The sequence below is a fragment of the Corallococcus sp. AB011P genome (assembly GCF_003611605.1).
Lineage (GTDB): Bacteria > Myxococcota > Myxococcia > Myxococcales > Myxococcaceae > Corallococcus > Corallococcus coralloides.
On the sequence record NZ_RAVX01000001.1, the window covers coordinates 182,115 to 206,013 of the forward strand.

Genomic DNA, 23,899 nt, shown 5'->3' on the forward strand with positions numbered 1-23,899 from the left:
TTTCAGGGGCGGCAGCTCACCTCCACGAGGATGCCGCCCGGTGCGCGGCAGTAGACGAGGGTGCCCCGGTTGTTGCGGATGACGTCGGACACCTCCAGGCCATCTGCCTTCACGCGCTCATGGAAGACGAGCACGGGGGCTTCGGAGTCCTGGAGGAAGCCGACGTGGAAGTCCTCGGGGAAGACGTCGGAGTCGCGCTTGCGGCGCTGGAGGATGAGCACGAAGCCATCCGCCCCGCCGAGCATGGCGATGGCGGGCGAGTCATGGTTCTTCGCGTGCGACGTGAAGCCGCAGTAGCGCGTGAAGAAGCGGGCGGTGGCCTGGACGTCGGGGACCTGCAGATCAAGGTGATTCAGCTTCATGGTGGGCCTCGCGAAGGCACACGAATGCCTTCGAAGGGCCGTGGGTCCTGAATCCCGAAGGAGACGGACAAGTGCTTCCACCATGGAAGTGACCGGGGCTCACCGAACCGGTCCGCCGTTTTTCGACCGGTGGGGAGGCTAATGCAATGGCAGACGGAATGCCAGACTACGACACGTACCGCTCCGCCAGCTCCGACACCTGCCCCGTCGCCTGGGCCACCGCCGTCGCCGCCTCCTGCGTGGTGCCCAATTGCCGCAGCGTCGCGGCCATCAGCTCGTCCATCTCGCTCACCGCGCTGAACAGCTGATCCACGCCCGCATGCTGTTGCGCCACGGCCTCGGCAATCTGCCGCACCGCCGACGCGGACTCGTGCGTCAGCTTGATGAGTTCCCGCAGCCGCTCGCCGCTCTTGCGCAGCGGCACCAGCGCCGCCTCCACGCCCGCGGAACTCTTGTCCGCGGTGACCACCGCCTCACCCGTGGCGGTCTCCATGCCCTCCAGCAGCCCGCGCACCTGGCCCGTCGCCTTGATGGACTGGTCCGCCAGCTCGCGCATCTGCCGCGCCACCACCGCGAAGCCCCGGCCCTGCTCGCCCGCGCGGCTCGCTTCGATGGCCGCGTTGATGGCCAGCATGTGCGACTGGTCCGCCAGCGACTTCACCACCTCCGACACCCGGCCCACCTCGCGAGCGCGCGTGCCCAGGTCCACCACCTGCTGATTCAACCCGTGCGTCAGGCCCCGGATGTCGTCGAGCCCCTGCTCCGTGCCCGCCAGCGACTCCTCGCCCAGCTTGCCCATCGCCGCGGCGCGCTCCGCCACCTGCAGGACGCTCCCCGCGCGGCTCGCCGCCAGCTTCGACATCTGCTGGATCTCCTGCGCCGTCGTGCGCGCCTGGTGGATGGCCGACGCCTGCCGCGACAGCGTGCGGTTCTGCTGGTCGCTCGCCTCCGTCAGCCGCGTGCCCGCCTTCGCCAGGTGCCCCGCCGACGAGCTCAGCGCCCGGGGCAGCTCCTGCAACTGCTCATAGAGCAGCCACGTACGCGCGGACAAATCGCCCAGCTCATCCGTGGACACCCACTGCGGCGGCGCCGCGCGGCCCTCCACCAGCGCGTCCAGCGACGCCCCCACCGCCCTCGCCCCCTGCGCCAGCCGGCGCGCCGCCCACGCCGCCGTGAAGATGGCCCCCAGCGCCGCGAACCCGCCCAGGAACGCCACCGGCAACGTCAGGTCCCGCTGCAACGGATGGATGCGCGCGCGCACCCGCGCAGCGCCCCGGTACTCGCCCGACAGCTCCAGGTCGTCCGCCAGCGACGACAGGTTCTTCTCCAGCCGCAGCTGCAACGTGGCGATGCTCGTGATGCAGGTGATGAGCAGCGCGGACACGACGATGGCCGGCAGGAACCAGCTCTGCCGGGGCAGGAACAGCCCCTCACCGGCGGGGCGCTCGTGCGGCGCGCGGCGGAACGCCTCCAGCGTCACCGCCGCCAGCGCCTTCTCGTAGAGCATGTACATGATGGGCGCGCTGAAGAGCCCCGCGCTCATCGCCACCGCCACGCCCACCAGGATGACGCGCGGCGGCCGGTCCAGCGCCAGGCCAATGGCTCCGTTGAAGAAGATGCCGCCCAGGAACCAGCCCGCCTGCGCCTCCACGAACGTGAGCACACCCGGCAGCCGCAACAGCCGCCCCAGCCGCTCCGCGGGGCTCGCCTTCGCCTCCACCGCGTGCCGCAACAGCGCACCCACCGCGCCAATGGGCACCACCAACGCCAGCCCGCCAATGACGATGGGCGTGACGACGCCCAGCACGAACCCCGCGTGGCTCGCGTCCACGTCCAGCAGCTGCATGTCGACGTAGATGGCCGGCGCCACCGCCACCGTGACGACCAGCGTGCGCAGCAAGAGCAGCTTGAAGAGCAGCGCCTGGGTCGAGGGGTGTGATGGCTGTGTCATCGGGTGACGGATCCGGTTGAACGGCTCAAGCCTGCGGGCGAAGTGCGGGTGCGTCAATGCAACGTCTTCGTCTCGCCATACAGACTCCCGGGTCTCCGTGGATAACAGGGACGCAACGGGTGGGGAGGGCCGGGCGCGTGTCGTTTCACCGCGCGCCCCGCATTGTTCATTGCCTGACATTCCGGTCTGTCCCGGCCCGAGCAGGGCGGCCGTGCGGACGAGCCACCGTCACCTGCCGCGCGGCCATGACGTGCGCACGTTGTCCTCCACAACGATTCACACACCGACGTCAGGAGGACGCCATGGGCGAGTGGACTGACAAGGCCAAGGGCAAGGTGAAGGAAACCGTGGGCGTGGCGACCGGCGACCGTTCGCTGGAAGCCGAAGGCAAGGCGGACACGCTCAAGGGCAAGGTCAAGGGCGTGGTCGAGGACGTGAAGCACGCCATCAAGGACAAGACCGACGAGCGTGAGGAAGTGCGCCGAGGTGACGCGGATCCGTATCAGCGCTAGCGCCACACCTCACACCGCCGTTGAAACCGTTCGGGCCGCGGAAGCCATGGCTTCCCGCGGCCCGAGCTGTCTTCATCGGTGTGTGCTCACGGCCGCATCTTTTCGCAGGGACACGCCACCTCCAGGAAGGTGGTGGACTTCCCGCTGAGCATCACCCAGAGACAGCGCAACACACAGGCTGTTCCGAACTCCCGGTAGATGAGTCCCAGGTTGGCAACCACCTCACGTCCGGTGATGACCCCTCGCATGTTCCCGCTCCCTTGCGACCTGCCGTCCGACCCGCCGCCCATGGCCTCGTAAGAGGCCGGTCAGAGCTCTTTGCAAAGGGCTGGCCGAGCCTCCGAAAGCGCCCCCATTCCCCAGGGTCCAGCGGTGAACGTCTCAAACCGTTGAATTAGCGGCCCTGAACGCACGCCTGCCCTGGAGTCCTTGAACGAAGCGGTGCGGCGCCCTGAAAACGTTACAGAAAAAGGACGCCGTCCAGAGGATGGAAGGCCTGTCCGCCTGCCCCTGCCGGAGCGTCCCGCCGGGCCACGCCGCTCGCGTGCCCCGCCGCCCGGCTGCGGACGCAGCGTCCCCGCAGAAGACGGGTGGCACATCCACCGACGGGTCTGAATGTATGTCCATGAGGGCCCGCGTGAGGCGGCAGGTCCTTCCGCGCGGTGTGTCCCAGCGGTGAGGTGGAAGGGAGTCGAGATGAGGCCAAACGTGTCTTCCAGAAGGAGCCTGCCCCTGCTGCCCGACGGCTTCCTCCGCGCACAGCGGGGGCTGCGGCGGGTGGCGGTGGGGTTGGACTTCTCCCTGCAATCCGAGTTCGCGCTCGCCCGCGCGCTGCGTCTTCCGCTCGCGCAGGGGGCGGCCTTCAGCGTGCTGCACGTGAGCCCGCGGTTGGACGGCCACACCGGCCCGTATGGAGCGGTGGACGGCGAGCAGTGCCTGCGCCGGTCGGTGACCTCCGCGGCGAAGCGGCTGCGGCAGCGGCCGGACGTGGACGTGCGCGAGGAGCTGCGCACGGGTGACGCTCCGCACGAGGCGGCGGGGCTGGCGAAGGACCAGGGCGTGGAGGTGCTGGTGGTGGGCCGGCCGCACCTGGTCCATCCGGTGAAGCCGCTGCCGGAGGACGCCATGGTGATGCGGCTGGTGCGGGAGGTGGACGCGTCCGTGCTGGTGGTGATGCCGCACCCGGGCCGCGTCTACCACCGGCCCCTCGTCGCGGTGAACTTCTCGCGGGAGTCCCGCCGCGCGCTGGAGCTGACGATGCGCCTGTGTCCGGCCTCGACCCCCATCGAGGTGCTGCACGTGGTGGACCTGCGCGACGAGGAGGAGGCCCTGCGCCTTGAGGACGCCCCCGTGACGCAGCAGCTGCGGCTGCGGCAGGAGCATGAGGACGTGGCGCGAAGGGCGCTCGGACGCTTCCTCGCGCCGTACCGGGAGACGGGCCGGGCGCTGGAGATCCGCCTGCGCTTCGGAGACCCCTGCGAGTGCATCCTCGCGGAGGCCCGGGATTGCGACTCGGACCTGCTCACGCTGGGCATGTCCTCGGCGAATCCGCCCACCGCGTTGACCGAGGGCGTGCTGCGGCACTCACGCTGCGACGTGCTCATCTCGCGGCACGCCGCCCCGCCCGCCGCCCTGCCGGACGGCGGGGGCGCACCGGCTTCCTGAAAGCAGGGAAGTCCAGCGCGGCGGGTGTCGAGGCGTTATGAGGGGCGGCACCTTGCCACGCCCCTTGCCGACACCCCCGCCTTCGCTCCGGGCCCGCTTGAAGAACGCGGGCGTCCTCTTCAAGCAGCTGCCCGGCACCTTCCGCCTCTTCTGGCGGGCGAGCCCCCGGGGCGCGGTGGTGCTGGGCGTGCTCACGCTGGTGGCGGCGGTGCTGCCGGCGGGCATCGCGTGGGTGGGCAAGCTCATCGTCGACACGGTGGTGGCCGCGGCGAAGGGCGACGCGGCGGCGAGCTCGCGCGTGGTGGGGCTCGTCGCCACGGAGTTCGCGCTGATGGTGGCCTCCGCGGTGGTGGACCGGGGCCTCACGCTCACGAAGGACCTCCTGCGCGCGCACCTGGGCAACCTGCTCAACGAGCGCATCCTCCAGAAGGCGCTGGACCTGGAGCTCAAGCACTTCGAGGACTCGGACACCTACGACAAGATGCAGAACGCGCGGCGGGAGGCGAACGCGCGCCCGCTGTCGCTGGTGATGCAGGCGTTCAGCATCGTGCGCAACGTCATCACCCTGTCCACCTACGCGGTGCTGCTCGTGGCGCTGTCGCCGTGGAGCGTGGTGGTGCTGCTCGCCGCGTCCGTCCCCGCGTTCATCGCGGAGGCGCGGCTGGCGGCGGAGGGCTTCCGGCTGTACTCGTGGCGCGCGCCGGAGGGCCGCAAGCTCAACTACCTGGAGTGGATCCTCACGCGCGACAGCACCGTGAAGGAGGTGAAGCTCTTCGGGTTGGGGCCGCTGGTGCTGGGCCGCTACCGCGAGCTGTTCCAGAAGTTCTTCGCGGAGGACCGGGCGCTCGCGCGCAAGCGCATGGTGTGGGGCCTGGGCCTGGGCCTGCTGTCGCTGGCGGCCTTCTACGGCTGCTACCTGTTCGTGGCGAGCCGCGCGGCTGACGGCGGCATCTCCGTGGGTGACATGGTGCTGTACCTGGCGGTGTTCCGGCAGGGACAGGCCGCGTTCCAGGGCATCCTCACCAGCGTGGGCTCCATGTACGAGGACGCGCTCTTCATGAGCAACCTCTTCGCCTACCTGGACATCCCCACGTTGGAGAGCGCGCCGCGGGTGCTGCCCGCCGTCTCAGCGCCGCGCGGAAGGAGCAACGCCATCGAGCTGCGCGACGTGTCCTTCCGCTACGCGGGCAAGGACGCGTGGGCGCTGCGCAACGTGAACCTCACGCTCAAGCCCGGCCAGAAGCTGGCGCTGGTGGGAGAGAACGGCGCGGGGAAGAGCACGCTGGTGAAGCTGCTCCTGCGCATGTACGAGCCCACGGAGGGGCAGATTCTCTACGGCGGCGTGGACATGGCGGGGATGGACGCGGATGACCTGCGCAGCCGCTTCGGGGCGGTGTTCCAGGACTTCGTGCGCTACCAGTTCAGCGTGTCGGAGAACATCGGCCTGGGACACGTGCCCGCGCTGGAGGACCGGCCGCGCATCGAACGGGCGGCGGAGCAGGGCGGGGCGAACTCCGTCATCGCGGCCCTGCCGGCCCAGTACGACACGATGCTGGGCGGCTGGTTCGAGAAGGGCCAGGAGCTGTCCAGCGGCCAGTGGCAGAAGCTGGCGGTGTCGCGCGCCTTCATGCGCGACGACGCGGAGGTGCTCATCCTGGACGAGCCCACGGCCAGCATCGACGCGGAGGCCGAGCACGCCCTCTTCGAGCGCTTCCAGGCGCTGGCCGCGGACCGCATCGCCATCGTGATTTCGCACCGCTTCTCCACGGTGCGCATGGCGGATCAGATCGCCGTGCTCCACAACGGCACGGTGCAGGAGCTGGGCAGCCACGACGAGCTGATGGCGCTGGACGGGCGGTACGCGCACCTGTTCCGGCTGCAGGCGCGCGGCTACCGGGACTGAAGGCTCAGGCCTGGGCCTTGGCGCCGCCGGGAAGGTGGTCCCGGATGACGCCCAGGAAGTAGGGCTTGCCGTAGTACTGGCTCATCTTCCCCAGGAGCTTCCCGTTGCGGAACAGCAGGAAGGTGGGGATGCCGAACAGGCCGAAGCGGGTGGCCAGGGCCTCGTGTTCGTAGGCGTTGACCTTGACGACGCGCATGGGGGCGCCGTCCAGCTCCTTGAGGAGCTCCGGTTCGGCGGCGGCGTAGATGTCGCAGTTCGGGCAGCCGGGGCCCCAGAAGTCCACCACCACCAACTCGTCGCGCGGTTCCATGACGAGCGAGTCGAAGGTCTCGGTCGTCGCCTCGATGCTTACGGGATGCGCCATGGCGCCCTTCCTAACGCCCGGGGGGACGGGCTTCCATCCGGGTTGCCTGGACCCGGGGCAGGCGGCCAGGAGGGATGGAGGGGGCGGGCGTGTCAGGTTGTCCAGATATGTCTACAGGGCGTCGGGTGGACGAAACCCGACATGCACACTGCTCACGGGGGCCCAAGGCGCCGTAAGGTGCGAGCCCTGGTGGCTGTCGATGTCGTGGAGGGGTCATGCACGAGTGGTTGGAGGCACTGCGCAAGTCGGCGAAGGCGACCTCGGAGGGTGTGCAGGCGGAAGAGGTCCGCCGCGCGGAGACGGAGTGCGGCGTCCCGTTCCCCGAGGACCTGGCGGACCTGTACCAGGCGCTCAACGGCGGTGAGTTCCAGGGCGAGGTGCGGCTGTTCCCGCTGCGTGGCGAGGAGGGGGCGCCCAGCGTCCTGGAGAAGACCCGGCTGATGGTGGTGGGCCTGCCCGCGGCGGGAGTGTGGCGCTTCGGGCTGAAGGGGGCGCACCGGCACCTGTTCGTCGCGCGCAAGTCCGCGATGGAGGAGCAGGGGGACGGCGGCGGGCCGCTGCCCGGCTGGGTGGACGCGCTGGACGGGGACACCTGGGTCTTCGGCACCTGGGACGGCGAGAAGAAGGAGATGCGGCTGTACCGCGCGCTCAAGGACATGCTCGAGGTGCTGATTCCGCCCGTGGAAGAGGTGGAGAGCTTCGGGGAGCGGACCTTCGCGCGCGCCATGAACGCCGTGCTCCAGGGCGCGCTGTCCGGTGCGGCCGCGCAGGCGGCGGAGGACGAGGAGGCGCACGCTGGCCGTGGCGGCGACTACTCGAGCGCCCTGGCCGCCCTGGCCCGTGACGCGGGCGAGGACGAGGAACTCGAAGCCGCGGAGGCCGCTGACGAGTTCGAAGCCGGGGAGGCCGAGGACGAGGAGGCCGAGGTGTCCAGCGAGGAGGAGCTGGAGGAGGAACTGGCCGAGGACACCGGTGAGGAGGCGGCCGAGGCCGCCGAAGCCTCCGACGAGGAGGCTCCCGAGCAGGAGGAGTTGTTCGAGGAGCCCGAGCCCAAGCGCCCCGCCGTGAAGAAGGCCCGCCGCGAGAAGGCCGCCGCGGAGGTGCCGTCCGAGTCCGCCCGGAAGAGCACGCGCAAGGGTGCCGCGAAGAAGGCTGAAGCCTCCGAAGCGGAGGCCCCGAGCGAAGCCGGCTCCACCAGGGCAGGATCGCGCAAGGCGGCCAGCAAGAAGGGCGCCGCGAAGAAGGCCGCTCCCGCACGTGGAGCCGCCAAGAAGGCCACGGGCAAGGCCGCCGCGAAGAAGGGTGCTCAGACGCGCGGTGCCACCGCGAAGAAGGCCGCCGCGAAGAAGGGTGCTCAGACGCGCGGTGCCACCGCGAAGAAGTCCGCTGCGAAGAAGGGTGCCACCGCGAAGAAGGGCGCTCAGACGCGCGGCGCTGCCGCGAAGAAGGGCGCCACCGCGAAGAAGTCCGCTGCGAAGGGCGCGGCCCAGAAGCGTGGCGCTACCGCGAAGAAGTCCGCTGCGAAGGGTGCAACCGCGAAGGGCGCGGCCCAGAAGCGCGGCGCCGCCGCGAAGAAGGGTGCCACCCCCAGGAAGGGCGCGGTCACGAAGAAGGCCGCCGCCAAGAAGGGCGCATCCACGCGCGGGGCCGCGAAGAAGGCCACGGGCAAAGCCGCCGCGAAGAAGTCCTCGCGCCGTAGGTCCTGAGTCGCACGGGGCCTCCCTCGAGGCCCCACCTGAAAACAAGGGGCGCGTCCCATGTCCGGAGACGCGCCCTGTTTTTACACCGCAACAGCCTGCTGGACCCGGCTACCCCTCGGGCAGCAGGTCCGGCGACTGGGCGCGCGGTCCGGGTTCGTCGGGCTGCGCGGTCAACTCGCGCTCCTCTTCCTCTTCATCGCCCCGGCCGAAGCGCTGGATCTGATCCGGCAGGATGTCCCGCGCATCCGCCTCCTCCTCCATGGGCGGCGACAGCGCCAGGTCCTGGTCCGAGATGTTGATCTCGTCCTCTCCGGTGTCCGGGTTCCGATGGCGCAGCGAGGTGGACTCGCCCACATCCTCGTCTCCGAGCTTGTTGAACTTCATGGGGTCTCCTCGACAGGGACGGTTGAGAAAAGCTTCCGTGTCCCCACGAAAATGGGCCCCCCGGACGGGAGCGGCAATGGACGCCGCCCGCCTGCCTGGCGGGCCCGGCCCCCCGTCAGCGAGGAGCCGTCGGCGGCTGGCCGTCAGTGCTGCCGGGCTTCACCTCCAGCAGCACCATCCCCAGCGCCAGCACCCGGGAGAGCGTCTCGCGCACCGTGTAGCGCCAGGGAGTCGCCCGCCCCTCGTCCGCCGCCACGCCCCACGCGTCGATGCCCACCGAGTTGGCGATAAAGAGTGCCCGCGACAGGTGGAAGCGCTGCGTGACGAGCACAGCCCGGTTCGCGCCGAACACCGAGTGCGCCCGCAGGCAGCTGTCGTAGGTGGACAGCCCCGCCTCGTCCCCCACCACCGCGTCCTCCGGCACCCCGTGCTCCAGCAGGTAGCGCCGCATGGCCCGCGTCTCGTTGTGGAAGGGCGCGGAGTTGTCCCCGCTCACCAGCAGCGACCGCACCTTGCCCTGCCGCCAGAGCGCGATGGCCGCGTCCAGCCGCTGCGCCAGCACCGGCGACGGCACCGCGCCCGGCGCCAGCCCCGCCCCGAACACCAGGGCCACGGGGGCCTCCGGCGCGACCGCCAGCGGCACGATGCGGCCCTGGTAGCGCAGGCGCACGAAGTGGGACAGACCCAGCAGGACGGCCAGGGCCAGCCCGAGCAGCCCCAGGCCCCTGCGTACCCACACCCTGGTCGTGCCGCCAGCCTTCATGGACCCCGCGGAACAGTCGGAAGGGGCCATTCTCTTCCGGCGCCCCCCGCTCGGAAAGCACCACCCGCGGTCCTCTGCCGGGAACTGGTCACGCCCGCCCGGCCCCCGGACGGCTGTGGCGGCGGGCTATTGGAGGCCGGCAGGGGGGCTACGTCCGGGCACCCCGCCGTTGACCGGCCCCCGCCCCGCCTATATAGGGGGCCCGCCGTCCCTCATGGCCAGCCCGGGCTGTCACGGGGCGCGCGCCGCACGTCTCAGAGGAGTTTCCGGTCCATGGCGTCCCTTCGCGACATCCGCAAGCGCATCCGCTCGGTGAAGAACACGCGGCAGATCACCAAGGCCATGAAGATGGTCTCCGCCGCGAAGCTCCGGAAGGCGCAGGACGCCATCCTCGCCGCCCGCCCGTACGCGCAGACGCTGGAGCAGATCATCTCCGAGCTGGCCGTGCGCTCCGCCGACCAGGAGCTGGCGCACCCGCTGCTCGCCACCCGCCCCATCCGCCGCGTGGAGCTGCTGCTCCTCACGTCCGACCGCGGCCTCGCCGGCGGCTTCAACTCCAACGTCATCCGCCGCGCCAACCGCTACCTGTACGAGAACAGCAACCTCCAGGTGCGCGTCTCCACGGTGGGCCGCAAGGGCAACGACTTCTTCCGCAACCGCGGCCAGTCCATCCGCAAGGACTTCGCCGGCCTGTACGCGACGCTGAACTACCGCTCCGCCGCCAACGTCGCGGAAGAGCTGGCCGCCGCCTTCCTCAACGACGAGGTCGACGCGGTCTACGTCGTCTACAACGAGTTCGTCTCCGCCATCACCCAGAACGTGGTCGTGTCGCAGCTGCTGCCGCTGCAGCCCGCCACGGCGAAGGCCGCCGCCACGCCCACCCCGGAGACCGTGGCCGCCGCGCCCGCCCTGGTGGACTTCAAGTACGAGCCGTCCCGCCAGGCCGTGCTGGACCGGCTGGTGCCCCAGGCGGTGAACATCAAGCTGTACCGGGCGCTGCTGGAGAGCGTGGCCAGCGAGCAGGGCGCGCGCATGAGCGCCATGGAGAACGCCACCAACAACGCCACGGACATGATCTCCAGCTACACCCTGCTCTACAACCGCACCCGCCAGGCGGTCATCACCAAGGAGCTCATGGAGATCGTCTCCGGCGCCGAGGCCCTCAAGTAGCCCGCCTCCCACCCGGCCGTCCCCCGGCTTCAGACTCAAGGGCCCGATGCTTCGCGCTCCCACGAGCGCTTGGCAGCACGGGCCCTTCGTGTTTCCAGACCCCCACTCAGGCCCCCCACCGGGCAGGCGGGGCAGAGGGACACGGCAAGGGACTGGCGTACGGGACACCGCTCCGCTAAGCGGGACTTACGTGCGCGGACCCGGGAGGCTTGACCCTGCCGGGCACCCCCCGGTAAAGGGGGCCCGCCCACACCCCTCTTCGGGGTTCGATTTCCTGACGGGCGGCGGCGCCCCGGCCGCTCGCCACACGAGACAAGGCAGAGGAGTCCCATGAGCGCTCAAGTCCCGACGACTGGCAAGATCACGCAGGTTCTCGGCCCCGTGGTCGACGTGGAGTTCCCGCCCGGCGGGCTCCCTGAGGTGTACGCCGCCCTCAAGCTGACCAACCCCAACCTGGGCGCGGAGAAGGACAACCTCACCATCGAGGTGGCGCAGCACCTGGGCGAGAACACCGTGCGCTGCATCGCCATGGACTCCACCGAGGGCCTGGGCCGCGGCATGCCGGTGCGCAGCACGGGCGCCCCCATCCAGGTGCCGGTGGGCAAGGCCACCCTGGGCCGCATCATGAACGTCACCGGCGAGCCGGTGGACGAAATGGGCCCGGTGAACGCCACCGAGTACTGGCCCATCCACCGCGCCCCCCCTCCGTTCACGGAGCAGGACGTGCGCGTGCAGATGTTCGAGACCGGCATCAAGGTCATCGACCTGCTCGCCCCCTACACCCGTGGCGGCAAGATCGGCCTGTTCGGCGGCGCCGGCGTGGGCAAGACGGTGCTCCTGCAGGAGCTCATCCGCAACGTGGCCGTGGAGCGCGGCGGCTTCTCCGTGTTCGCCGGCGTCGGTGAGCGCACCCGCGAAGGCAACGACCTGTACCACGAGATGCAGGAGACCAAGGTCATCCAGACCGACAACCTGGAGAAGAGCCAGGCGGTCCTCGTGTACGGCCAGATGAACGAGCCGCCCGGCGCCCGCGCCCGCGTGGCCCTCTCCGCGCTGACCATGGCGGAGTACTTCCGCGACGTGGAGGGCCGTGACGTGCTCCTCTTCGTGGACAACATCTTCCGCTTCACCCAGGCCGGCTCGGAAGTGTCCGCCCTCCTGGGCCGCATCCCCAGCGCGGTGGGTTACCAGCCCACGCTCGCCACGGAGATGGGCGGCCTGCAGGAGCGCATCACCTCCACCACCAAGGGCTCCATCACCTCCGTGCAGGCCATCTACGTGCCCGCGGACGACCTGACGGACCCGGCCCCCGCGACCGCGTTCGCCCACCTGGACGCGACCACGGTGCTCAGCCGCTCCATCGCGGAGCTCGCCATCTTCCCCGCCGTGGACGCGCTGGACTCCACCAGCCGCATCCTGTCCGCGGACGTGCTGGGCGCCGAGCACTACTCCGTGGCCCGCCGCGTCCAGGGTGTCCTGCAGCGCTACAAGGAGCTCCAGGACATCATCGCCATCCTCGGCATGGACGAGCTGTCCGAAGAGGACAAGCTGTCCGTGGCGCGCGCCCGGAAGATCCAGCGCTTCCTGTCCCAGCCGTTCTTCGTCGCCAAGGTCTTCACGGGCCTGGACGGCCGCTACGTGAAGCTCCAGGACACCATCCGCAGCTTCAAGGAGATCGTGGACGGCAAGCACGACGACCTCCCGGAGTCCGCCTTCTACATGGTGGGCACCATCGAAGAGGCGCGGGAGAAGGCCAGCAGGCTGGCGGCGGCGTAAGGTAAAGCTCCCATGCGCCTGACCGTCGCGCTCGCCTTGCTCGTCTGTGGTGCCGCGCCTTCCGCCCTGGCGGGGGAGCGCGGCAGCCGGGCTCGGGTGAGCGCGAACGGCCTCTACAGCGTCCGCTCGGTGGACGTGGGCGTGGGGAAGTGCCGGCTGGAGGTGCTCAAGGAGAGCGGGCCCCTCTGGTCGGCGGACGTGTGCGTGGGGACGGTGGATGACCTCTACTTCGCGTCCAACGACGGGGAGAAGGTCTGGGTGCTCTACCCGCTGGTGGAGAAGGGCAAGCCGCTCCCCAGCAAGGGCAAGAAGAAGCCGAAGGGCCAGAGCCTGGCGTGGGCGCGGGTGATGGTGGCGGCCCAGTTCGACCGCACCGGGCAGAAGCTCCAGGAGCGGCGGCTGACGGAGCTGATGACGACGAAGCAGCTTCCGGAAGTGCGGCAGCTGGCCCACCACCTCAAGTGGCTGGAGGGCACGCTGGGCATCCCGGGCAAGGGCCCCCGCCTGACGGACGCCGGGGTGTTGGAGTTCGAGCCGGTGGGCGCGCAGACCCAGCGGCTGACTTTCTGATGCGGTAGTGCGGTAGCACGAGGACCTTCATGGCCAAGCTGACTGTCGAGATCGTCACCCCCGAGAAGCGCATCCTGTCCGTGCAGGCCGACGAGGCCATCGTGCCGGGCGGAGAGGGCCTGTTCGGCGTGCGTCCCGGCCACACGCCGTTCCTGTCGCTGGTGGAGCCGGGCACGCTCACCCTCATCGAGGCGGGCAAGCAGGACCGCTACTTCGTGGCGGGCGGCTTCGTGGAGGTGAGCAACGACAAGGTGCTGGTGCTGGCGGACGCCGCCGAGCACGTCAACGGCATCGACGTCGCGGGTGCCCGCCGCCGCATGGAAGAGGCCCAGGCGCGCCTCAAGGACCTGAACGCCGCGGACGCGCGCTACGCGCTGGAGCAGGCCGCGGTGCGCCGCGAGGCCGCGCGCATCAGCGCCTCCGAGTCCCGCTAGGGATTCACCCGCGAGCCCCTTCCCGGGCGCGCGTGCAGCACCGGAAGGGTGGTGCTCCGAATCCCCCAAGGACGTGGGGGCCGGCGCCCCACCCTTTTCGCGTTCCGGGGCTCGGACGGCGCATGATGCGGCTCAAGTCATGAGCACGCCCGAGTCGCCCGTCCTGGAGCTGTTCCACCGCATCGCGGATCCTCCGTCCGCCACCGCGCGCCGCTTCGTCACGGACCACGCGCTGGAGGACCGGGTGCGCTTCCGCAACCTCACCTACGAAGAGGTGGAGAAGGACTGGCGCGAGCGCGGCGGCCATACGTCCCCCGCGCTGTGGGACGGCACGCGGCTGCACCAGGGCGCGGAGGCCGTGGTGGCGCGCTTGATGGCGGTGGTGAACCTGGGCCGCGACGACGCGTGATCCGCGTGCACGCGCGTGGACGAAGTGAAGTCGCGCGCGTCAAGGTGAACACCTGAGCCCGTGGGCAGCGCACGCGCACGGCGCCTTGCGCACCCACGCGCGGCCACCCGTGCGTCCCTTTCGGTCCATGCGCAGCATTCGAAGTTGGACATGCACGCGTGCTCGCGCGTTTCAACAGGCCCGCCTGCTTGCTGAAACGCAGCGGGATGCGATAGCTACCGCGCCCCCGGTTGCGCCGTGGTGACGGCAGAGGAGGCGGACAGTGGCGACGCGCGTGGTGCAATCCAGCGGGACCTTTCTTGTCCAGCGCTCCACCGCACCCGCTCCGTGCACGTCAAGGCCCCATGATCGATCCGCCATCACGTCGCGCGCCCTCGCAGCGTTCATCTCGGTGCTCGTCCTTGGCTGAGGCTCGGGTAATCTCCGCCCCTCCGATGCCGCTGACTCCCGCAGACCGCCAGGACAGGTTCCATGCGGCATTTCTCGGGCTCGCCATTGGGGATGCGCTCGGCTTTCCGCTGAGGGGCATCCCCCCGGCGAGCCTGGCGCGGCTGCCCGGCCTGGCGGAGGACTTCGCGCCCCGGCCGCGCGGCAAGTTCGCCAAGGGCCAGTTCAGCGACGACACGCAGCTCCTGCTCGCGGCCGCGGAGAGCGTCATCCGCGAGGGCAAGGTGGACGGCCGCAGCGCGGCGCTGCACCTGGCGTGGCTGTGGCAGGAGGGCATCATCCTCCAGCCGCCGCGCAGCCTGTCGGAATCGCTGCAGCGGCTGGCCAGCGGCACGCCGTGGATGAGCGCGGGGGCTCCGCTCGGCACGAAGTGCCCGTCGGTGCTCAGCCGCGCGCTGGTGGTGGGGCTCTTCGAAAGCGGCCAGCGAGCGCGCCTGCCGCACGACGCGGGCGTGCTCACCGTCATCACGCACAAGGACCCCGTCTGCGCCGCCGCCGCGGCCGCGTTCGCGCAGGCCGTGGCGCTGGGCATGGAGCAGGAGGCCCTCACGCCCGCGGCCTTCTGCGAGGCCCTGGCGCTGTCCGCCGCCGTGCACGACAAGAACCTGGCGGAGGAGATCCGCCACCTGCCGCGCCTGCTGACGTGGGACACCCAGCGCGCGCTCAACCAGCTGCGCAAGGTGGGCGTGCCCCCCAGCGAGCTGAAGGGCGTGGACGGTCTGCCGTGCCACGTGGTGCCGGTGCTGCTCACGTCGCTGTACGCGACGCTGAAGGTGCCGCACGACTTCCGCGAGGCCGTGGTCCTCACGCTGCGCTGCGGCGGCGAGGCGGACGTGGCCGCGGCCCTCACCGGCGCCCTGCTGGGCGCGCACCTGGGCACCCGCGCCATCCCGGCCCGCCTGCGCAAGCAGGTGCTGTACGCGGAGAACCTGCTGGACACCTCGGACCGCCTGTTCCGGGCCCGCCAGGTGCGCGAGACGCTGGCCACGGCCATCGCGCATCAGAAGACCCGCCGCTAGCCGCCAGCCCCGCCCCGCTCCGCCCGGAAGGGTGGGGGCACCAGGCAGGCAGCCGGACGTGGATGGGGTGTGCGGCGGGACTTCTCCCACACACCCTTCCTGACCACCTTGAGGGACAGACCCGGGACAGCCGGGACGCCAGGCAGGCGTCCAGCGGTGATGCCCTGGAAGTCATCCTGTCGGAGGCACGGTCGTGGATCTCGAATCAGAACGCCTGGAGCGCAGCCAGCTGGAGACGCTCTCCACCCCCGAACTCATCCGGCACGCGCTGTCGGAAACCCGCCTGTTGGTGAAGGCGGAGGTGATGCACGCCAAGAAGGAGCTGAAGCAGGAGCTGCAGGCGGCCAAGCTGGCGGGCATCTTCCTGGGCGCCGGGGCCGTGCTGGCCCTCACGTCCCTGGCCGTGCTCTTCGTCGCGCTGGGCCTGGCGCTGCCCCTGGGAGCCGCCGTGGGCGTGCTCATCGTGGGCGTGGTGCTGCTGGCCGTGGCCGGCCTCCTCCTGTTCCTGGGCACGAAGCGGATTCCCAAGAAGCCGCTGGTCCACACCCAGGAACGCTTGAAGACGGACCTCCAGATGACCCGGGAGACGCTGCAATGAGCCAGGCACCCGAGACCGAAGCGCACGCCGACCACGCCATCACCAGGCGCATGGGGGACCGCGAGCAGGTGGAGCAGACCGCGGACCGCATCCGCGACGAGCTGCTGCTCACCCTGGAGGAGCTGGACCGCCGGCGCACCCGCGCCACGGACGTGCGCTACCACGTCAACCAGAACAAGGACCTGCTCATGACCGTGGGCGCCGCCGCCCTGGTGGCGGTGGGCCTGGGTGTGGGGTTCGCCATCTACCGAGCCCGCCACCACGACGAGCGCGTGCGCCGCCAGCGCCGCAGGGCCCTGGAGCGCGCCTGGGCCCACCCGGACCGCGTGGCCACCAGCATCGAGGACAAGCCGCTGGGCGCGGAGCTGGGCCGCAAGGTGGTGATGATCTTCGCCACGTCGCTCGCCACCGCCGTGGCCCGCAACTCCATCCAGACCCTGGTGCCCTCGCGGGCCATTACCAAGGTGCCTGCGGACAAGGATAAGAAATCCTGAATGCGTAAAATGCGCGCATAAAGCAGACTGATGTCCATGACGGACCTGCTCTATGCGCGCGCGCAGATGGGGCTCTCGCTCGCGTTCCACATCGTGTTCGCGGCGGCCGGCGTGGCGTTGCCGGTGCTGATGGTGTTGAGCGACCTGAAGCACCGGCGCACGGGGGACGCGGACTACCGGAAGCTCAGCGAGAAGCTGGCCAAGGGCACCGCCATCCTGTTCGCGGTGGGCGCGGTGAGCGGGACGGTGCTCTCGTTCGAGCTGGGCCTGCTGTGGCCGGAGTTCATGGGCCGCTATGGCGAAGTGATTGGCCTGCCCTTCAGCCTGGAGGGCGTGGCCTTCTTCACCGAGGCCATCTTCCTGGGCATCTACCTGTACGGCCGCGAGCGCGTGTCGCCGGGCCTGCACCTGTTCAGCGGCGTGATGGTGGCGGTGAGCGGCGCGGCGAGCGCGTTCTTCGTCACGCTGGTGAACACGTTCATGAACAACCCGTCCGGCTTCACGCCCACGCCGTCGGGGCCCACGGACGTGCAGCCGCTGGTGGCCATGTTCAGCCCTGGCTGGCAGTACCAGACGGCGCACGTGCTGCTGTCCTGCTATCAGGCCAGCGCGTTCGCGATGGCGGGCATCCACGCCTTCATCCTCCTGAAGCACCCGGGCGCTGGGTTCCACCGGAAGGCGCTGTCCATCGCGCTGCCGCTCGCGTGTGTCACCGCGCTCGCGCAGCCGCTGGTGGGGGACCTGTCCGCGAAGCACGTGGCGCGCGAGCAGCCGGTGAAGCTGGCCGCGATGGAGGCGCACTTCGACACGGAGGCGGGCGCGCCCCTGCGGGTGGGCGGATGGCCGGACGTGGAGACGGGCACCGTAGCGGGCTCCATCGACCTGCCGAAGGGGCTCTCCATCCTGGCGTTCGCGGATCCAGACGCGGAGGTGAAGGGGCTGAACGAGTTCCCTCGCGACGTCTGGCCGCCGGTGGCCAAGGTCCACATGGCCTTCCAGGTGATGGTGGGCACGGGCACCCTGATGGCGCTGCTGGCGCTGGCCACGCTGTGGCGCCGGTGGCGCGGCCGCGAGTGGCCGCACGGCAAGGGGATGATGCGCGCGTGGCTCTGGGCGGGGCCGCTGGGGCTGGTGGCGCTGGAGGCGGGGTGGCTCGTCACGGAGTGGGGCCGGCAGCCGTGGATCGTCCGGGACGTGATGCGCACGGGCGAGGCGGTGACGCCGGTGCCGCACCTGGCCGCGCCGTTCTTCACCTTCACGGCGGTGTACCTGTTCCTCGGGGTGACGGTGCTCTTCGTGCTCTGGCGGCAGGTGGCGGGCACGCTGCCCGGGTCCAAGACGCCCGGCGCGCCCGCGGATGGCGAGGTGGCCCATGTCCATTGAGACGACGGTGCTGGGGCTCGCGGTGGCGGGCACGTTCGTGCTGTACGCGCTCCTGGGCGGGGCGGACTTCGGCGGTGGGGTGTGGGACCTGCTGGCGCGCGGGCCTCGCAAGGCGGAGCAGCGCGCGCTCATCGCCCACGCCATCGGCCCGGTGTGGGAGGTGAACCACGTCTGGCTCATCGTCGGGCTGGTGCTGCTCTTCAGCGGCTTTCCTCGCGCCTTCGCGGCGCTGAGCGTGGCGCTGCACGTTCCCCTGACGCTGCTGGTGCTGGGCATCGTGTTCCGGGGCACGGCGTTCACCTTCCGCGCCTACGACACGCGCGGGGACGCGGTGGAGCGCCGCTGGGGCGTGGTGTTCAGCGTGGCGAGCGTGGTGGCGCCGCTGCTGCTGGGCATGTGCGTGGGCGCGGTGGCCAGCGACGCCATCCGCATGCAGGGGCACGCGGTGGTGAGCGGCTTCTTCGCGTCGTGGCTGTCGCCCTTCGCGCTGTCCGTGGGCGTGCTGACGCTGGGCCTGTTCGCGTTCCTGGCGGCCGTGTACCTCACGCACGAAGCGCGGACGCCGGAGCTGGCGGAGGACTTCCGGCGCCGGGCGCTGGTGACGGGCGGGCTCCTGTTCCCGCTGGCCCTGGCCGCCCTGCTGCTGTCGCGCGAGGGCGCGCCCCGCATCTGGCTCGGGCTGTCACGAACGCCGTTCGCGCTGGCGCTGCACGTGGGGACCGCGGTGGCGGCGGTGACGGCGTTCGGGCTCCTGTGGACGCGGCGCTTCCGGGCCGCGCGGGTGGCGGCGGCCACGCAGGGCGGGCTCATCGTGCTGGGGTGGGCGGTGTCGCAGGCGCCGTACCTCGTCTACCCGCACCTGACGCTCCAGAGCGCCGCGGCGCAGCCGGTGGTGCAGCGGCTGCTCCTGGTGGCGCTCGGGGTGGGCCTGGTGACGGTGGGGCCGTCGCTGGTGCTGCTGTTCCGCGTCTTCGGGCCCCGGGGCCAGCCTACGACTTGAGCACGGGGAACAGCGGCGGGTGCACGACGCGGGGCTTCTCATCGCCTCGCGCCACCAGCACGCGGGCCCCTTCGAGCAGGTCCTCCGAGTCCAGGGCCTCCACCACGGTGCGCGCGGCGCTGTCGGGGTCCATCACGCGGCAGTGCACGCGCATGACGCCCTCTTCCGTCTCGCCGCCCTCCACCTCGCCGTTGCCCGTCCAGCCGAGCGCGTCCGTGAGCAGCTCCTCCACGGCGTTGCGCTGCTCGAAGTCGTGGCCGGTGCCCTTGCCCTGCACGGTGTATTCGACGAGCAGCACGGACATGGAGTCCGGCTCGGGCTCGTCGTAGCCGGCGTCCACCAGGGCTTCGGCCTCTTGAGCGATGACCATGTCGGGGTCCTCGTCCGGGGGGACGGGAACGGCCTTCTGCTCGCCTCCATCACCGACGGTGCCCCAGTGCACCGTGACGACACCCTCGTGCTCCCATGCCTCCCAGTAGCGCAGGGTGTCGCCGTCCTTCTTGTAGAGCTTCAGCAATGCATTGGCCTCATTCGCGCGGACTCCATACCGCAACCGGGTTCAGTAGGCACGGCCCTGGCCGCCGTCCACGGGGACGGTGGAGCCCGTCACCCACTTCGCCCGCTCCGAGGCGAGGAAGGCGACCACGTCCGCCACCTCCTCGGGCGTGCCGAAGCGGCCCCAGGGAATCTGCTCGCGCACCATCTTGGACACCGCCTCCGGGTCGTGCTGGTTGCGCCGGTCCCAGCTGCCGCCAGGGAAGAAGATGGAGCCCGGGGCCACGGCGTTGACGCGGATGCGCTGGGACGCCAGGTCCACGGCCATCTCCTTGGTGAGCGCGATGAGGCCCGCCTTGGCCGCGCTGTAGGGCGCGCTGGTGGCGTACTCGCGGCCGAAGATGGAGCTGATGTGCACGATGCTGCCGCCGCCGCACTGGCGCATCAGCGGCACCGCGCGCTGGCTGCACCACACAGCGGACATCAGGTTGCGCTGGATGACGTCGTTCCACTGCTGGGTGCTGGCCGCGTCGAAGGCGCCCGCGCCGCCGCTGCCGCCCACGTTGTTCACCAGGATGTCCATCGAACCGAAGGCGCGCACCGTGGAGTCCACCGCCAGGTACGCGCCCTCCTGCGTGGCCACGTCCGTGACCACTGTCGCCACCTGGGCGCCCTCGGAGCGCAGCTCCTTCGCGAGGACCTCCAACTGCTCCGGGTGGCGCGCGCAGATGCACACCCGGGCGCCCTCGCGCGACAGCACCATGGCGATGGCCCGCCCGATGCCCTTGCTGCTGCCGGTGACGAGCGCCGACTTCCCCGTGATTCCGAGTTCCATACCGTCCCTTCTACCGCTGGCCCGGGCCGGGTGGGGGACGGGATTCACCGGGGGCGTTCAAAGCCGTTCGAAGATGTCCAGGCGCCAGGTGCCCTCCATCTCGCCGCGCAGGTGGCGCAGGCGCCTGGGGGCGAGCCGGCGGAAGGCGTCGTGGACCTCGTGGCCGCTGCAGCGCATGTCGCGCGTCTGGCCGGTCCAGTGCACCAGGACCAGGTGCCCGCCGGGCTCCAGGTGTTCGAGGATGCGCTGCTGCGCGAGGGCCAGCTCCGGGAGGCTCCACCAGGCGCCGCGCCCGGACACGAGGGTGAGGTCGAAGGTCTGCTCGGGGTAGCGCTCCGGCACGCTCATCTGCTGGAAGCGCACGTGTGACAGGTGGCGGCAGCGGTGGATGGCGCGGGCCTGGGCGGAGTCGGAGGTCTCCACGGAGAGCAGGGCGTCACAGCGCGCCTGGAGCTTCTCCGTGAGCAGGCCGATGCCGCCGCCAATCTCCAGGGCGGAGCGGTAGCGCGCGCGGGGGAGCGAGGCCAGGGTGACGTCATCGCGGCTGCGCACACAGCCGTGCGCGGCGAAGGGCCACGGGTCTTCGGCTTCTCGAGTGGGGAGGGGAGGGGCCAGCAGGAAGACGGATGAAGGTTTCATCGAGAGGGGTCCTGGAGGATGTCGAATCCTCACGATGGGACCCGTCCGGGCCCTCCACATCCCGTGCGCCTAGGGCCATGAAGGTGTCGACCCTGGGGCAGTCAGAGCGTCGGGCGCTGATCAACCGCCGCGCCAGGTGTCCGGCTGACAGGACCACGGGAACTTCTCGCCGCGCCGGTCGCAGTGGAAGCCCTCGGCGCAGGGGTTGGGGCCGTTCGGGTCGCAGGCCTGGATGCAGTGGTAGCGGTCACAGACCTGTCCTTCGCCGCACGTCGGGTTCGTGGCGGAGCAACGCTGGATGCATTCCGCCCAGACCTTGCCCGGGAACTTCGAGTGCGAGACCACCTCGCATTTGCGGCCCTCGGGACAGGGGGTATCCAGGCAGTTCGGACCATAGATGGATGCGCAGATGGAGGTGCCTTCCGCGAAGGGGATACAGCGTTCCCCCTGAGGGCAGCCGTGCTCCTCACACGTAGGGAGACACGAGGGCTTCGGCTTCACGTCCGCGCAGAAGAATCCCTCCGAACACGCCCCGGGTTGGCCAGGGGTGCAGGCACGAGCGCAGTAGCCATCCCTCCCCACGCACTCGAACTCGGCCCTGCATGCGGAGGTCGCATCGAAAGCGGTCTCCAAGCAGCGTTCCCCCTCCTGGCGAATGCCAACGAGCGCGCAGAGCCTGACCAGGATTCCGCCCGCGCTGGGGACCGGCAGGCTCGTGCATCGTTGCCCTTCGGGGCACTGGCTGTCGGCCGTGCAGGCGCTGTCCGTGCAATAGCGCCGGAAGCGGATGTCGCGGTAACAGACGAGAGGGGCTTCACAGTCGGCCTGCTTCGAGCAGGTGTGGTGATAGGTCACCCGCCGCATCCGCTCGTCGTAGGTCAGCATGGGAACCAGACCCTCCGCCGGCTCCGGCCTGGGGGTCGCACTGGCTTCCCGCACCTGCTGGAGGACGAAGAGGGCGGGGGCCAGGAGGACGAGGCAAGCCACCAAGCTCGCGGGAACGTGCCAGGGCCGCGTCATGGGCCACCACACCGCGCGATGCACTCCTCGCTCGGCTCGGCGTCATCGGGACAGAGCAGCCTATAAACCTCCTCACTGCATATGGATCTCGGGATCTGCTCCACCGCATCCTTGTGCGCCGCCCGGTCCAGCTTGCCGCCCGGGCGGTGCACGTCCGGGCATGCCGCCAGCCCGCCCAGGACGCACAGCCACAGCCCCACAGCGTGTGCTCGGCCCATGACGGTCCAGGCTAGCCGTGGCCTGGAACCGTCAGGCATTGCCCTGGCGGGCAATGATTTGTCACACGGACTGGAAGCGGGCCTCCGCCGGACGCACTCCACCCGAGCGCTTCACGCCGTGGTCGCCGTTCGCGGACAGGTGCTGCAGCAGCTTGAACACCGTCTCCACTTCATCCGCCGCGCCAATGTCCTGCGCCAGTTGATCCGCCGACCGCGCCTCCGCCTTCGCCGCCTTCAGCTTCGAGAGCAGCTTGCCCTGCAGCTCCAGCACGCGCCCCGCGGCCTTCTTGCCCGCCTCCACGCCCGGCTGGTGATAGGCATTGATGTTCACAAGGCTCGCGTAGAGGCCCACGGCGCGCTCGTACAGCGCAATCAGCGCCCCCACGGTGCGCGCGCTCACGTCCGGCACGGTGAGCGTCATCGACTCGCGGCCCTTCTCGAACAGCGCCCGGCGCGTGCCCAGCAGGAACCCGAGCAGGTAGTCGCCGCTGGTGTTCTCGCCCTCCACCGCCAGGGACTTGCCGTCCCGGTCCTTCAGCACCTCCACGAAGGTGGCGAAGAAGTTGTTCACGCCCTCGCGCAGCTGCTGCACGTAGGCGTGCTGATCCGTGGAGCCCTTGTTGCCGTAGACCGCGATGCCCTGGTTCACCACCTTGCCGTCCAGCGCCAGCTCCTTGCCCAGCGACTCCATCACCAGCTGCTGGAGGTACTTGGACATCAGCATCAGCCGGTCCTTGTACGGCAGGATGACCATGTCCTTCTGGCCCTTGCCGCCGCCCGCGTGGAACCACATCAGCGCGAGCAGCGCCGCCGGGTTCGCCGCCGCGTCATGCACGCGCGTCGCCGCGTCCATGTCCTTCGCGCCCGCGAGGAAGCCGTCCACGTCCAGCCCCTGCAACCAGGCTGGCAGGAGCCCCACCGCCGACATCACCGACGTGCGCCCGCCAACCCAGTCCCACATGGGGAAGGTGCGCAGCCACTTGTGGCCCTTGGCGTAGGTGTCCAACTCGCTGCCGTCGCCCGTCACCGCCACCGCGTGCGCGCCGAAGTCCAGGCCGCGCTGCTTGTAGGCGGCCTCCGCCTCCAGCATGCCGTTGCGCGTCTCCTTGGTGCCGCCGGACTTGCTGATGACCACGGTGAGCGTCTCCGCCAGCCGCTCGCCCAGGCCGTTGAGCACCCGGTCCATCCCGTCCGGGTCCGTGTTGTCCAGGAAGTGCACCTGCATCGCGTCCCGGCCGCTGCCCAGCGCGTCCGCCACCAGCTGCGGACCCAGCGCCGAACCGCCGATGCCGACAATCAGCACCTGCGTGAACTTCTGCGCCTTCACGGGCTTCACCTTGCCCGCGTGCACGTCCTTCGCGAACGCGGCCACCTGGGCCTGCATGTCCGTGATGGCCGTCTTCAGCTCCGCCTCCGGCGCCAGCTCCGGGGCGCGCAGCCAGTAGTGGCCCACGCGGCGCTTCTCATCCGGATTGGCGATGGCGCCCTTCTCCAGCGCGTCCATGGCCTGGAACGCCGCGTCCATGCGCGAGCGCATCCCGTCCAGGAAGTCCGCGCCGAAGTTCATGCGGGAGATGTCCAGCGTGAGCCCCAAGGAAGGGACGACGCACAGGTGCCGCTGGTACCGCTCCCACAACTCGCGCTCCGTCATGACCCGACTCCCTTGCAAGGGGCGCCGACCTCATGCGCGGCGCCCGCCAGAACCGTCGCGGCGCACCGTAGCAAGGCCCGCACGGCGCGGACGCAACGATGTCGCGGTCCCCGTTGCCTGGACGTCGCCTGGACGTC

25 protein-coding genes are annotated in these 23,899 nt (G+C 70.5%); 14 read left to right on the top strand and 11 right to left on the bottom strand.

Annotated elements, in window-relative coordinates:
- Nucleotides 1-2: 2 nt before the first annotated feature.
- Both D7X30_RS00790 and D7X30_RS00795 read right to left on the bottom strand, forming a co-directional pair.
- Nucleotides 3-362: a VOC family protein gene (locus tag D7X30_RS00790; RefSeq protein ID WP_120560917.1), complete on the bottom strand. Its 360-nt coding sequence runs from the start codon at nt 360-362 to the stop codon at nt 3-5.
- 166 nt (nt 363-528) lie between these two features.
- Complete coding sequence (locus D7X30_RS00795; RefSeq protein ID WP_120560918.1) at nt 529-2,313, bottom strand: methyl-accepting chemotaxis protein; 1,785 nt, start codon at nt 2,311-2,313, stop codon at nt 529-531.
- Nucleotides 2,314-2,615: 302 nt separating this feature from the next.
- Between D7X30_RS00795 and D7X30_RS00800 the strand changes: the two genes are divergently transcribed.
- On the top strand, nt 2,616-2,825 hold the full coding sequence (locus tag D7X30_RS00800) for a CsbD family protein (RefSeq protein WP_014400294.1): 210 nt from the start codon (nt 2,616-2,618) through the stop codon (nt 2,823-2,825).
- 86 nt (nt 2,826-2,911) lie between these two features.
- Here the strand turns inward: D7X30_RS00800 and D7X30_RS42185 are convergent, their stop codons facing one another.
- A complete protein-coding gene (locus D7X30_RS42185; RefSeq protein ID WP_199724136.1) occupies nt 2,912-3,073 on the bottom strand; it encodes a hypothetical protein in 162 nt (53 codons plus the stop codon).
- Nucleotides 3,074-3,533: 460 nt separating this feature from the next.
- On the opposite strand from D7X30_RS42185, the gene D7X30_RS00805 reads away from it, so the two are divergent.
- Together D7X30_RS00805 and D7X30_RS00810 are read left to right on the top strand one after the other, a co-directional pair.
- On the top strand, nt 3,534-4,490 hold the full coding sequence (locus D7X30_RS00805) for a universal stress protein (RefSeq protein ID WP_233591296.1): 957 nt from the start codon (nt 3,534-3,536) through the stop codon (nt 4,488-4,490).
- Between the two features lie 37 nt (nt 4,491-4,527).
- Nucleotides 4,528-6,393, top strand: coding sequence for an ABC transporter ATP-binding protein (locus D7X30_RS00810; RefSeq protein WP_120560920.1), 1,866 nt, complete (start codon nt 4,528-4,530; stop codon nt 6,391-6,393).
- Between the two features lie 4 nt (nt 6,394-6,397).
- Here the strand turns inward: D7X30_RS00810 and D7X30_RS00815 are convergent, their stop codons facing one another.
- Nucleotides 6,398-6,757: a co-chaperone YbbN gene (locus D7X30_RS00815; RefSeq protein WP_014400290.1), complete on the bottom strand. Its 360-nt coding sequence runs from the start codon at nt 6,755-6,757 to the stop codon at nt 6,398-6,400.
- Between the two features lie 215 nt (nt 6,758-6,972).
- Here D7X30_RS00815 and D7X30_RS00820 point away from each other — a divergent pair, with 215 nt between their 5' ends.
- Nucleotides 6,973-8,463: an SMI1/KNR4 family protein gene (locus D7X30_RS00820; protein WP_120560921.1), complete on the top strand. Its 1,491-nt coding sequence runs from the start codon at nt 6,973-6,975 to the stop codon at nt 8,461-8,463.
- A 102-nt stretch (nt 8,464-8,565) separates the two neighbouring features.
- Here the strand turns inward: D7X30_RS00820 and D7X30_RS00825 are convergent, their stop codons facing one another.
- Both D7X30_RS00825 and D7X30_RS00830 read right to left on the bottom strand, forming a co-directional pair.
- Nucleotides 8,566-8,841 carry a hypothetical protein gene (locus D7X30_RS00825; protein ID WP_120560922.1) on the bottom strand — a complete coding sequence of 92 codons (276 nt, stop codon included), beginning with the start codon at nt 8,839-8,841 and terminating at the stop codon, nt 8,566-8,568.
- Nucleotides 8,842-8,956: 115 nt separating this feature from the next.
- Nucleotides 8,957-9,604 (bottom strand): vancomycin high temperature exclusion protein, encoded by a 648-nt coding sequence (locus D7X30_RS00830; protein WP_169822710.1) that lies wholly within the window; start codon nt 9,602-9,604, stop codon nt 8,957-8,959.
- Nucleotides 9,605-9,877: 273 nt separating this feature from the next.
- Between D7X30_RS00830 and atpG the strand changes: the two genes are divergently transcribed.
- The 10 genes from atpG to D7X30_RS00880 all read left to right on the top strand — a co-directional run bounded on the left by atpG (nt 9,878) and on the right by D7X30_RS00880 (nt 18,904).
- Nucleotides 9,878-10,774: an ATP synthase F1 subunit gamma gene (atpG, locus tag D7X30_RS00835; RefSeq protein WP_120560924.1), complete on the top strand. Its 897-nt coding sequence runs from the start codon at nt 9,878-9,880 to the stop codon at nt 10,772-10,774.
- 330 nt (nt 10,775-11,104) lie between these two features.
- Complete coding sequence (atpD, locus tag D7X30_RS00840) at nt 11,105-12,550, top strand: F0F1 ATP synthase subunit beta (RefSeq protein WP_120560925.1); 1,446 nt, start codon at nt 11,105-11,107, stop codon at nt 12,548-12,550.
- A 12-nt stretch (nt 12,551-12,562) separates the two neighbouring features.
- Nucleotides 12,563-13,120: a hypothetical protein gene (locus D7X30_RS00845; RefSeq protein WP_120560926.1), complete on the top strand. Its 558-nt coding sequence runs from the start codon at nt 12,563-12,565 to the stop codon at nt 13,118-13,120.
- A gap of 29 nt (nt 13,121-13,149) precedes the next feature.
- The gene (locus tag D7X30_RS00850) at nt 13,150-13,554 is read left to right on the top strand and encodes a F0F1 ATP synthase subunit epsilon (protein ID WP_120560927.1); all 405 of its coding nucleotides are present in this window, start codon (nt 13,150-13,152) and stop codon (nt 13,552-13,554) included.
- A gap of 139 nt (nt 13,555-13,693) precedes the next feature.
- A complete protein-coding gene (locus D7X30_RS00855; protein ID WP_120560928.1) occupies nt 13,694-13,963 on the top strand; it encodes a hypothetical protein in 270 nt (89 codons plus the stop codon).
- A gap of 434 nt (nt 13,964-14,397) precedes the next feature.
- Nucleotides 14,398-15,429: an ADP-ribosylglycohydrolase family protein gene (locus tag D7X30_RS00860; protein ID WP_120560929.1), complete on the top strand. Its 1,032-nt coding sequence runs from the start codon at nt 14,398-14,400 to the stop codon at nt 15,427-15,429.
- Nucleotides 15,430-15,622: 193 nt separating this feature from the next.
- Nucleotides 15,623-16,027 (top strand): phage holin family protein, encoded by a 405-nt coding sequence (locus tag D7X30_RS00865; RefSeq protein WP_120560930.1) that lies wholly within the window; start codon nt 15,623-15,625, stop codon nt 16,025-16,027.
- Complete coding sequence (locus tag D7X30_RS00870; protein ID WP_120560931.1) at nt 16,024-16,521, top strand: hypothetical protein; 498 nt, start codon at nt 16,024-16,026, stop codon at nt 16,519-16,521. The genes D7X30_RS00865 and D7X30_RS00870 overlap by 4 nt, the downstream gene beginning before the upstream one ends.
- A 36-nt stretch (nt 16,522-16,557) precedes the next feature.
- A complete protein-coding gene (locus tag D7X30_RS00875; protein WP_233591390.1) occupies nt 16,558-17,904 on the top strand; it encodes a cytochrome ubiquinol oxidase subunit I in 1,347 nt (448 codons plus the stop codon).
- Complete coding sequence (locus D7X30_RS00880) at nt 17,894-18,904, top strand: cytochrome d ubiquinol oxidase subunit II (protein WP_120560933.1); 1,011 nt, start codon at nt 17,894-17,896, stop codon at nt 18,902-18,904. The genes D7X30_RS00875 and D7X30_RS00880 overlap by 11 nt, the downstream gene beginning before the upstream one ends.
- Here D7X30_RS00880 and D7X30_RS00885 read toward each other — a convergent pair.
- The 5 genes from D7X30_RS00885 to D7X30_RS00905 form a co-directional block, all read right to left on the bottom strand.
- A complete protein-coding gene (locus D7X30_RS00885; protein ID WP_120560934.1) occupies nt 18,894-19,421 on the bottom strand; it encodes a hypothetical protein in 528 nt (175 codons plus the stop codon). The genes D7X30_RS00880 and D7X30_RS00885 overlap by 11 nt on opposite strands.
- A gap of 42 nt (nt 19,422-19,463) precedes the next feature.
- Entirely contained in the window at nt 19,464-20,234 is a 771-nt protein-coding gene (locus D7X30_RS00890; RefSeq protein WP_120560935.1) for an SDR family NAD(P)-dependent oxidoreductase, read from the bottom strand.
- Between the two features lie 57 nt (nt 20,235-20,291).
- Entirely contained in the window at nt 20,292-20,873 is a 582-nt protein-coding gene (locus D7X30_RS00895; RefSeq protein WP_120560936.1) for a class I SAM-dependent methyltransferase, read from the bottom strand.
- 120 nt (nt 20,874-20,993) lie between these two features.
- Nucleotides 20,994-21,218: a hypothetical protein gene (locus D7X30_RS42530; protein ID WP_233591297.1), complete on the bottom strand. Its 225-nt coding sequence runs from the start codon at nt 21,216-21,218 to the stop codon at nt 20,994-20,996.
- Between the two features lie 954 nt (nt 21,219-22,172).
- A complete protein-coding gene (locus D7X30_RS00905) occupies nt 22,173-23,762 on the bottom strand; it encodes a glucose-6-phosphate isomerase (protein WP_120560937.1) in 1,590 nt (529 codons plus the stop codon).
- Nucleotides 23,763-23,899 lie beyond the last annotated feature (137 nt).

Coding starts and splice junctions, on each gene's coding strand:
- D7X30_RS00890 (WP_120560935.1), bottom strand. CDS start 20,234: ATGGAACTCGGAATCACGGGGAAGTCGGCGCTCGTCACCGGCAGCAGC.
- D7X30_RS00870 (WP_120560931.1), top strand. CDS start 16,024: ATGAGCCAGGCACCCGAGACCGAAGCGCACGCCGACCACGCCATCACC.
- D7X30_RS00815 (WP_014400290.1), bottom strand. CDS start 6,757: ATGGCGCATCCCGTAAGCATCGAGGCGACGACCGAGACCTTCGACTCG.
- atpG (WP_120560924.1), top strand. CDS start 9,878: ATGGCGTCCCTTCGCGACATCCGCAAGCGCATCCGCTCGGTGAAGAAC.
- D7X30_RS00795 (WP_120560918.1), bottom strand. CDS start 2,313: ATGACACAGCCATCACACCCCTCGACCCAGGCGCTGCTCTTCAAGCTG.
- D7X30_RS00895 (WP_120560936.1), bottom strand. CDS start 20,873: ATGAAACCTTCATCCGTCTTCCTGCTGGCCCCTCCCCTCCCCACTCGA.
- D7X30_RS00845 (WP_120560926.1), top strand. CDS start 12,563: ATGCGCCTGACCGTCGCGCTCGCCTTGCTCGTCTGTGGTGCCGCGCCT.
- D7X30_RS00905 (WP_120560937.1), bottom strand. CDS start 23,762: ATGACGGAGCGCGAGTTGTGGGAGCGGTACCAGCGGCACCTGTGCGTC.
- D7X30_RS42185 (WP_199724136.1), bottom strand. CDS start 3,073: ATGCGAGGGGTCATCACCGGACGTGAGGTGGTTGCCAACCTGGGACTC.
- atpD (WP_120560925.1), top strand. CDS start 11,105: ATGAGCGCTCAAGTCCCGACGACTGGCAAGATCACGCAGGTTCTCGGC.
- D7X30_RS00825 (WP_120560922.1), bottom strand. CDS start 8,841: ATGAAGTTCAACAAGCTCGGAGACGAGGATGTGGGCGAGTCCACCTCG.
- D7X30_RS00875 (WP_233591390.1), top strand. CDS start 16,558: ATGACGGACCTGCTCTATGCGCGCGCGCAGATGGGGCTCTCGCTCGCG.
- D7X30_RS00790 (WP_120560917.1), bottom strand. CDS start 362: ATGAAGCTGAATCACCTTGATCTGCAGGTCCCCGACGTCCAGGCCACC.
- D7X30_RS00860 (WP_120560929.1), top strand. CDS start 14,398: ATGCCGCTGACTCCCGCAGACCGCCAGGACAGGTTCCATGCGGCATTT.
- D7X30_RS00850 (WP_120560927.1), top strand. CDS start 13,150: ATGGCCAAGCTGACTGTCGAGATCGTCACCCCCGAGAAGCGCATCCTG.
- D7X30_RS00855 (WP_120560928.1), top strand. CDS start 13,694: ATGAGCACGCCCGAGTCGCCCGTCCTGGAGCTGTTCCACCGCATCGCG.
- D7X30_RS00830 (WP_169822710.1), bottom strand. CDS start 9,604: ATGAAGGCTGGCGGCACGACCAGGGTGTGGGTACGCAGGGGCCTGGGG.
- D7X30_RS00880 (WP_120560933.1), top strand. CDS start 17,894: ATGTCCATTGAGACGACGGTGCTGGGGCTCGCGGTGGCGGGCACGTTC.
- D7X30_RS00810 (WP_120560920.1), top strand. CDS start 4,528: ATGAGGGGCGGCACCTTGCCACGCCCCTTGCCGACACCCCCGCCTTCG.
- D7X30_RS00820 (WP_120560921.1), top strand. CDS start 6,973: ATGCACGAGTGGTTGGAGGCACTGCGCAAGTCGGCGAAGGCGACCTCG.
- D7X30_RS00800 (WP_014400294.1), top strand. CDS start 2,616: ATGGGCGAGTGGACTGACAAGGCCAAGGGCAAGGTGAAGGAAACCGTG.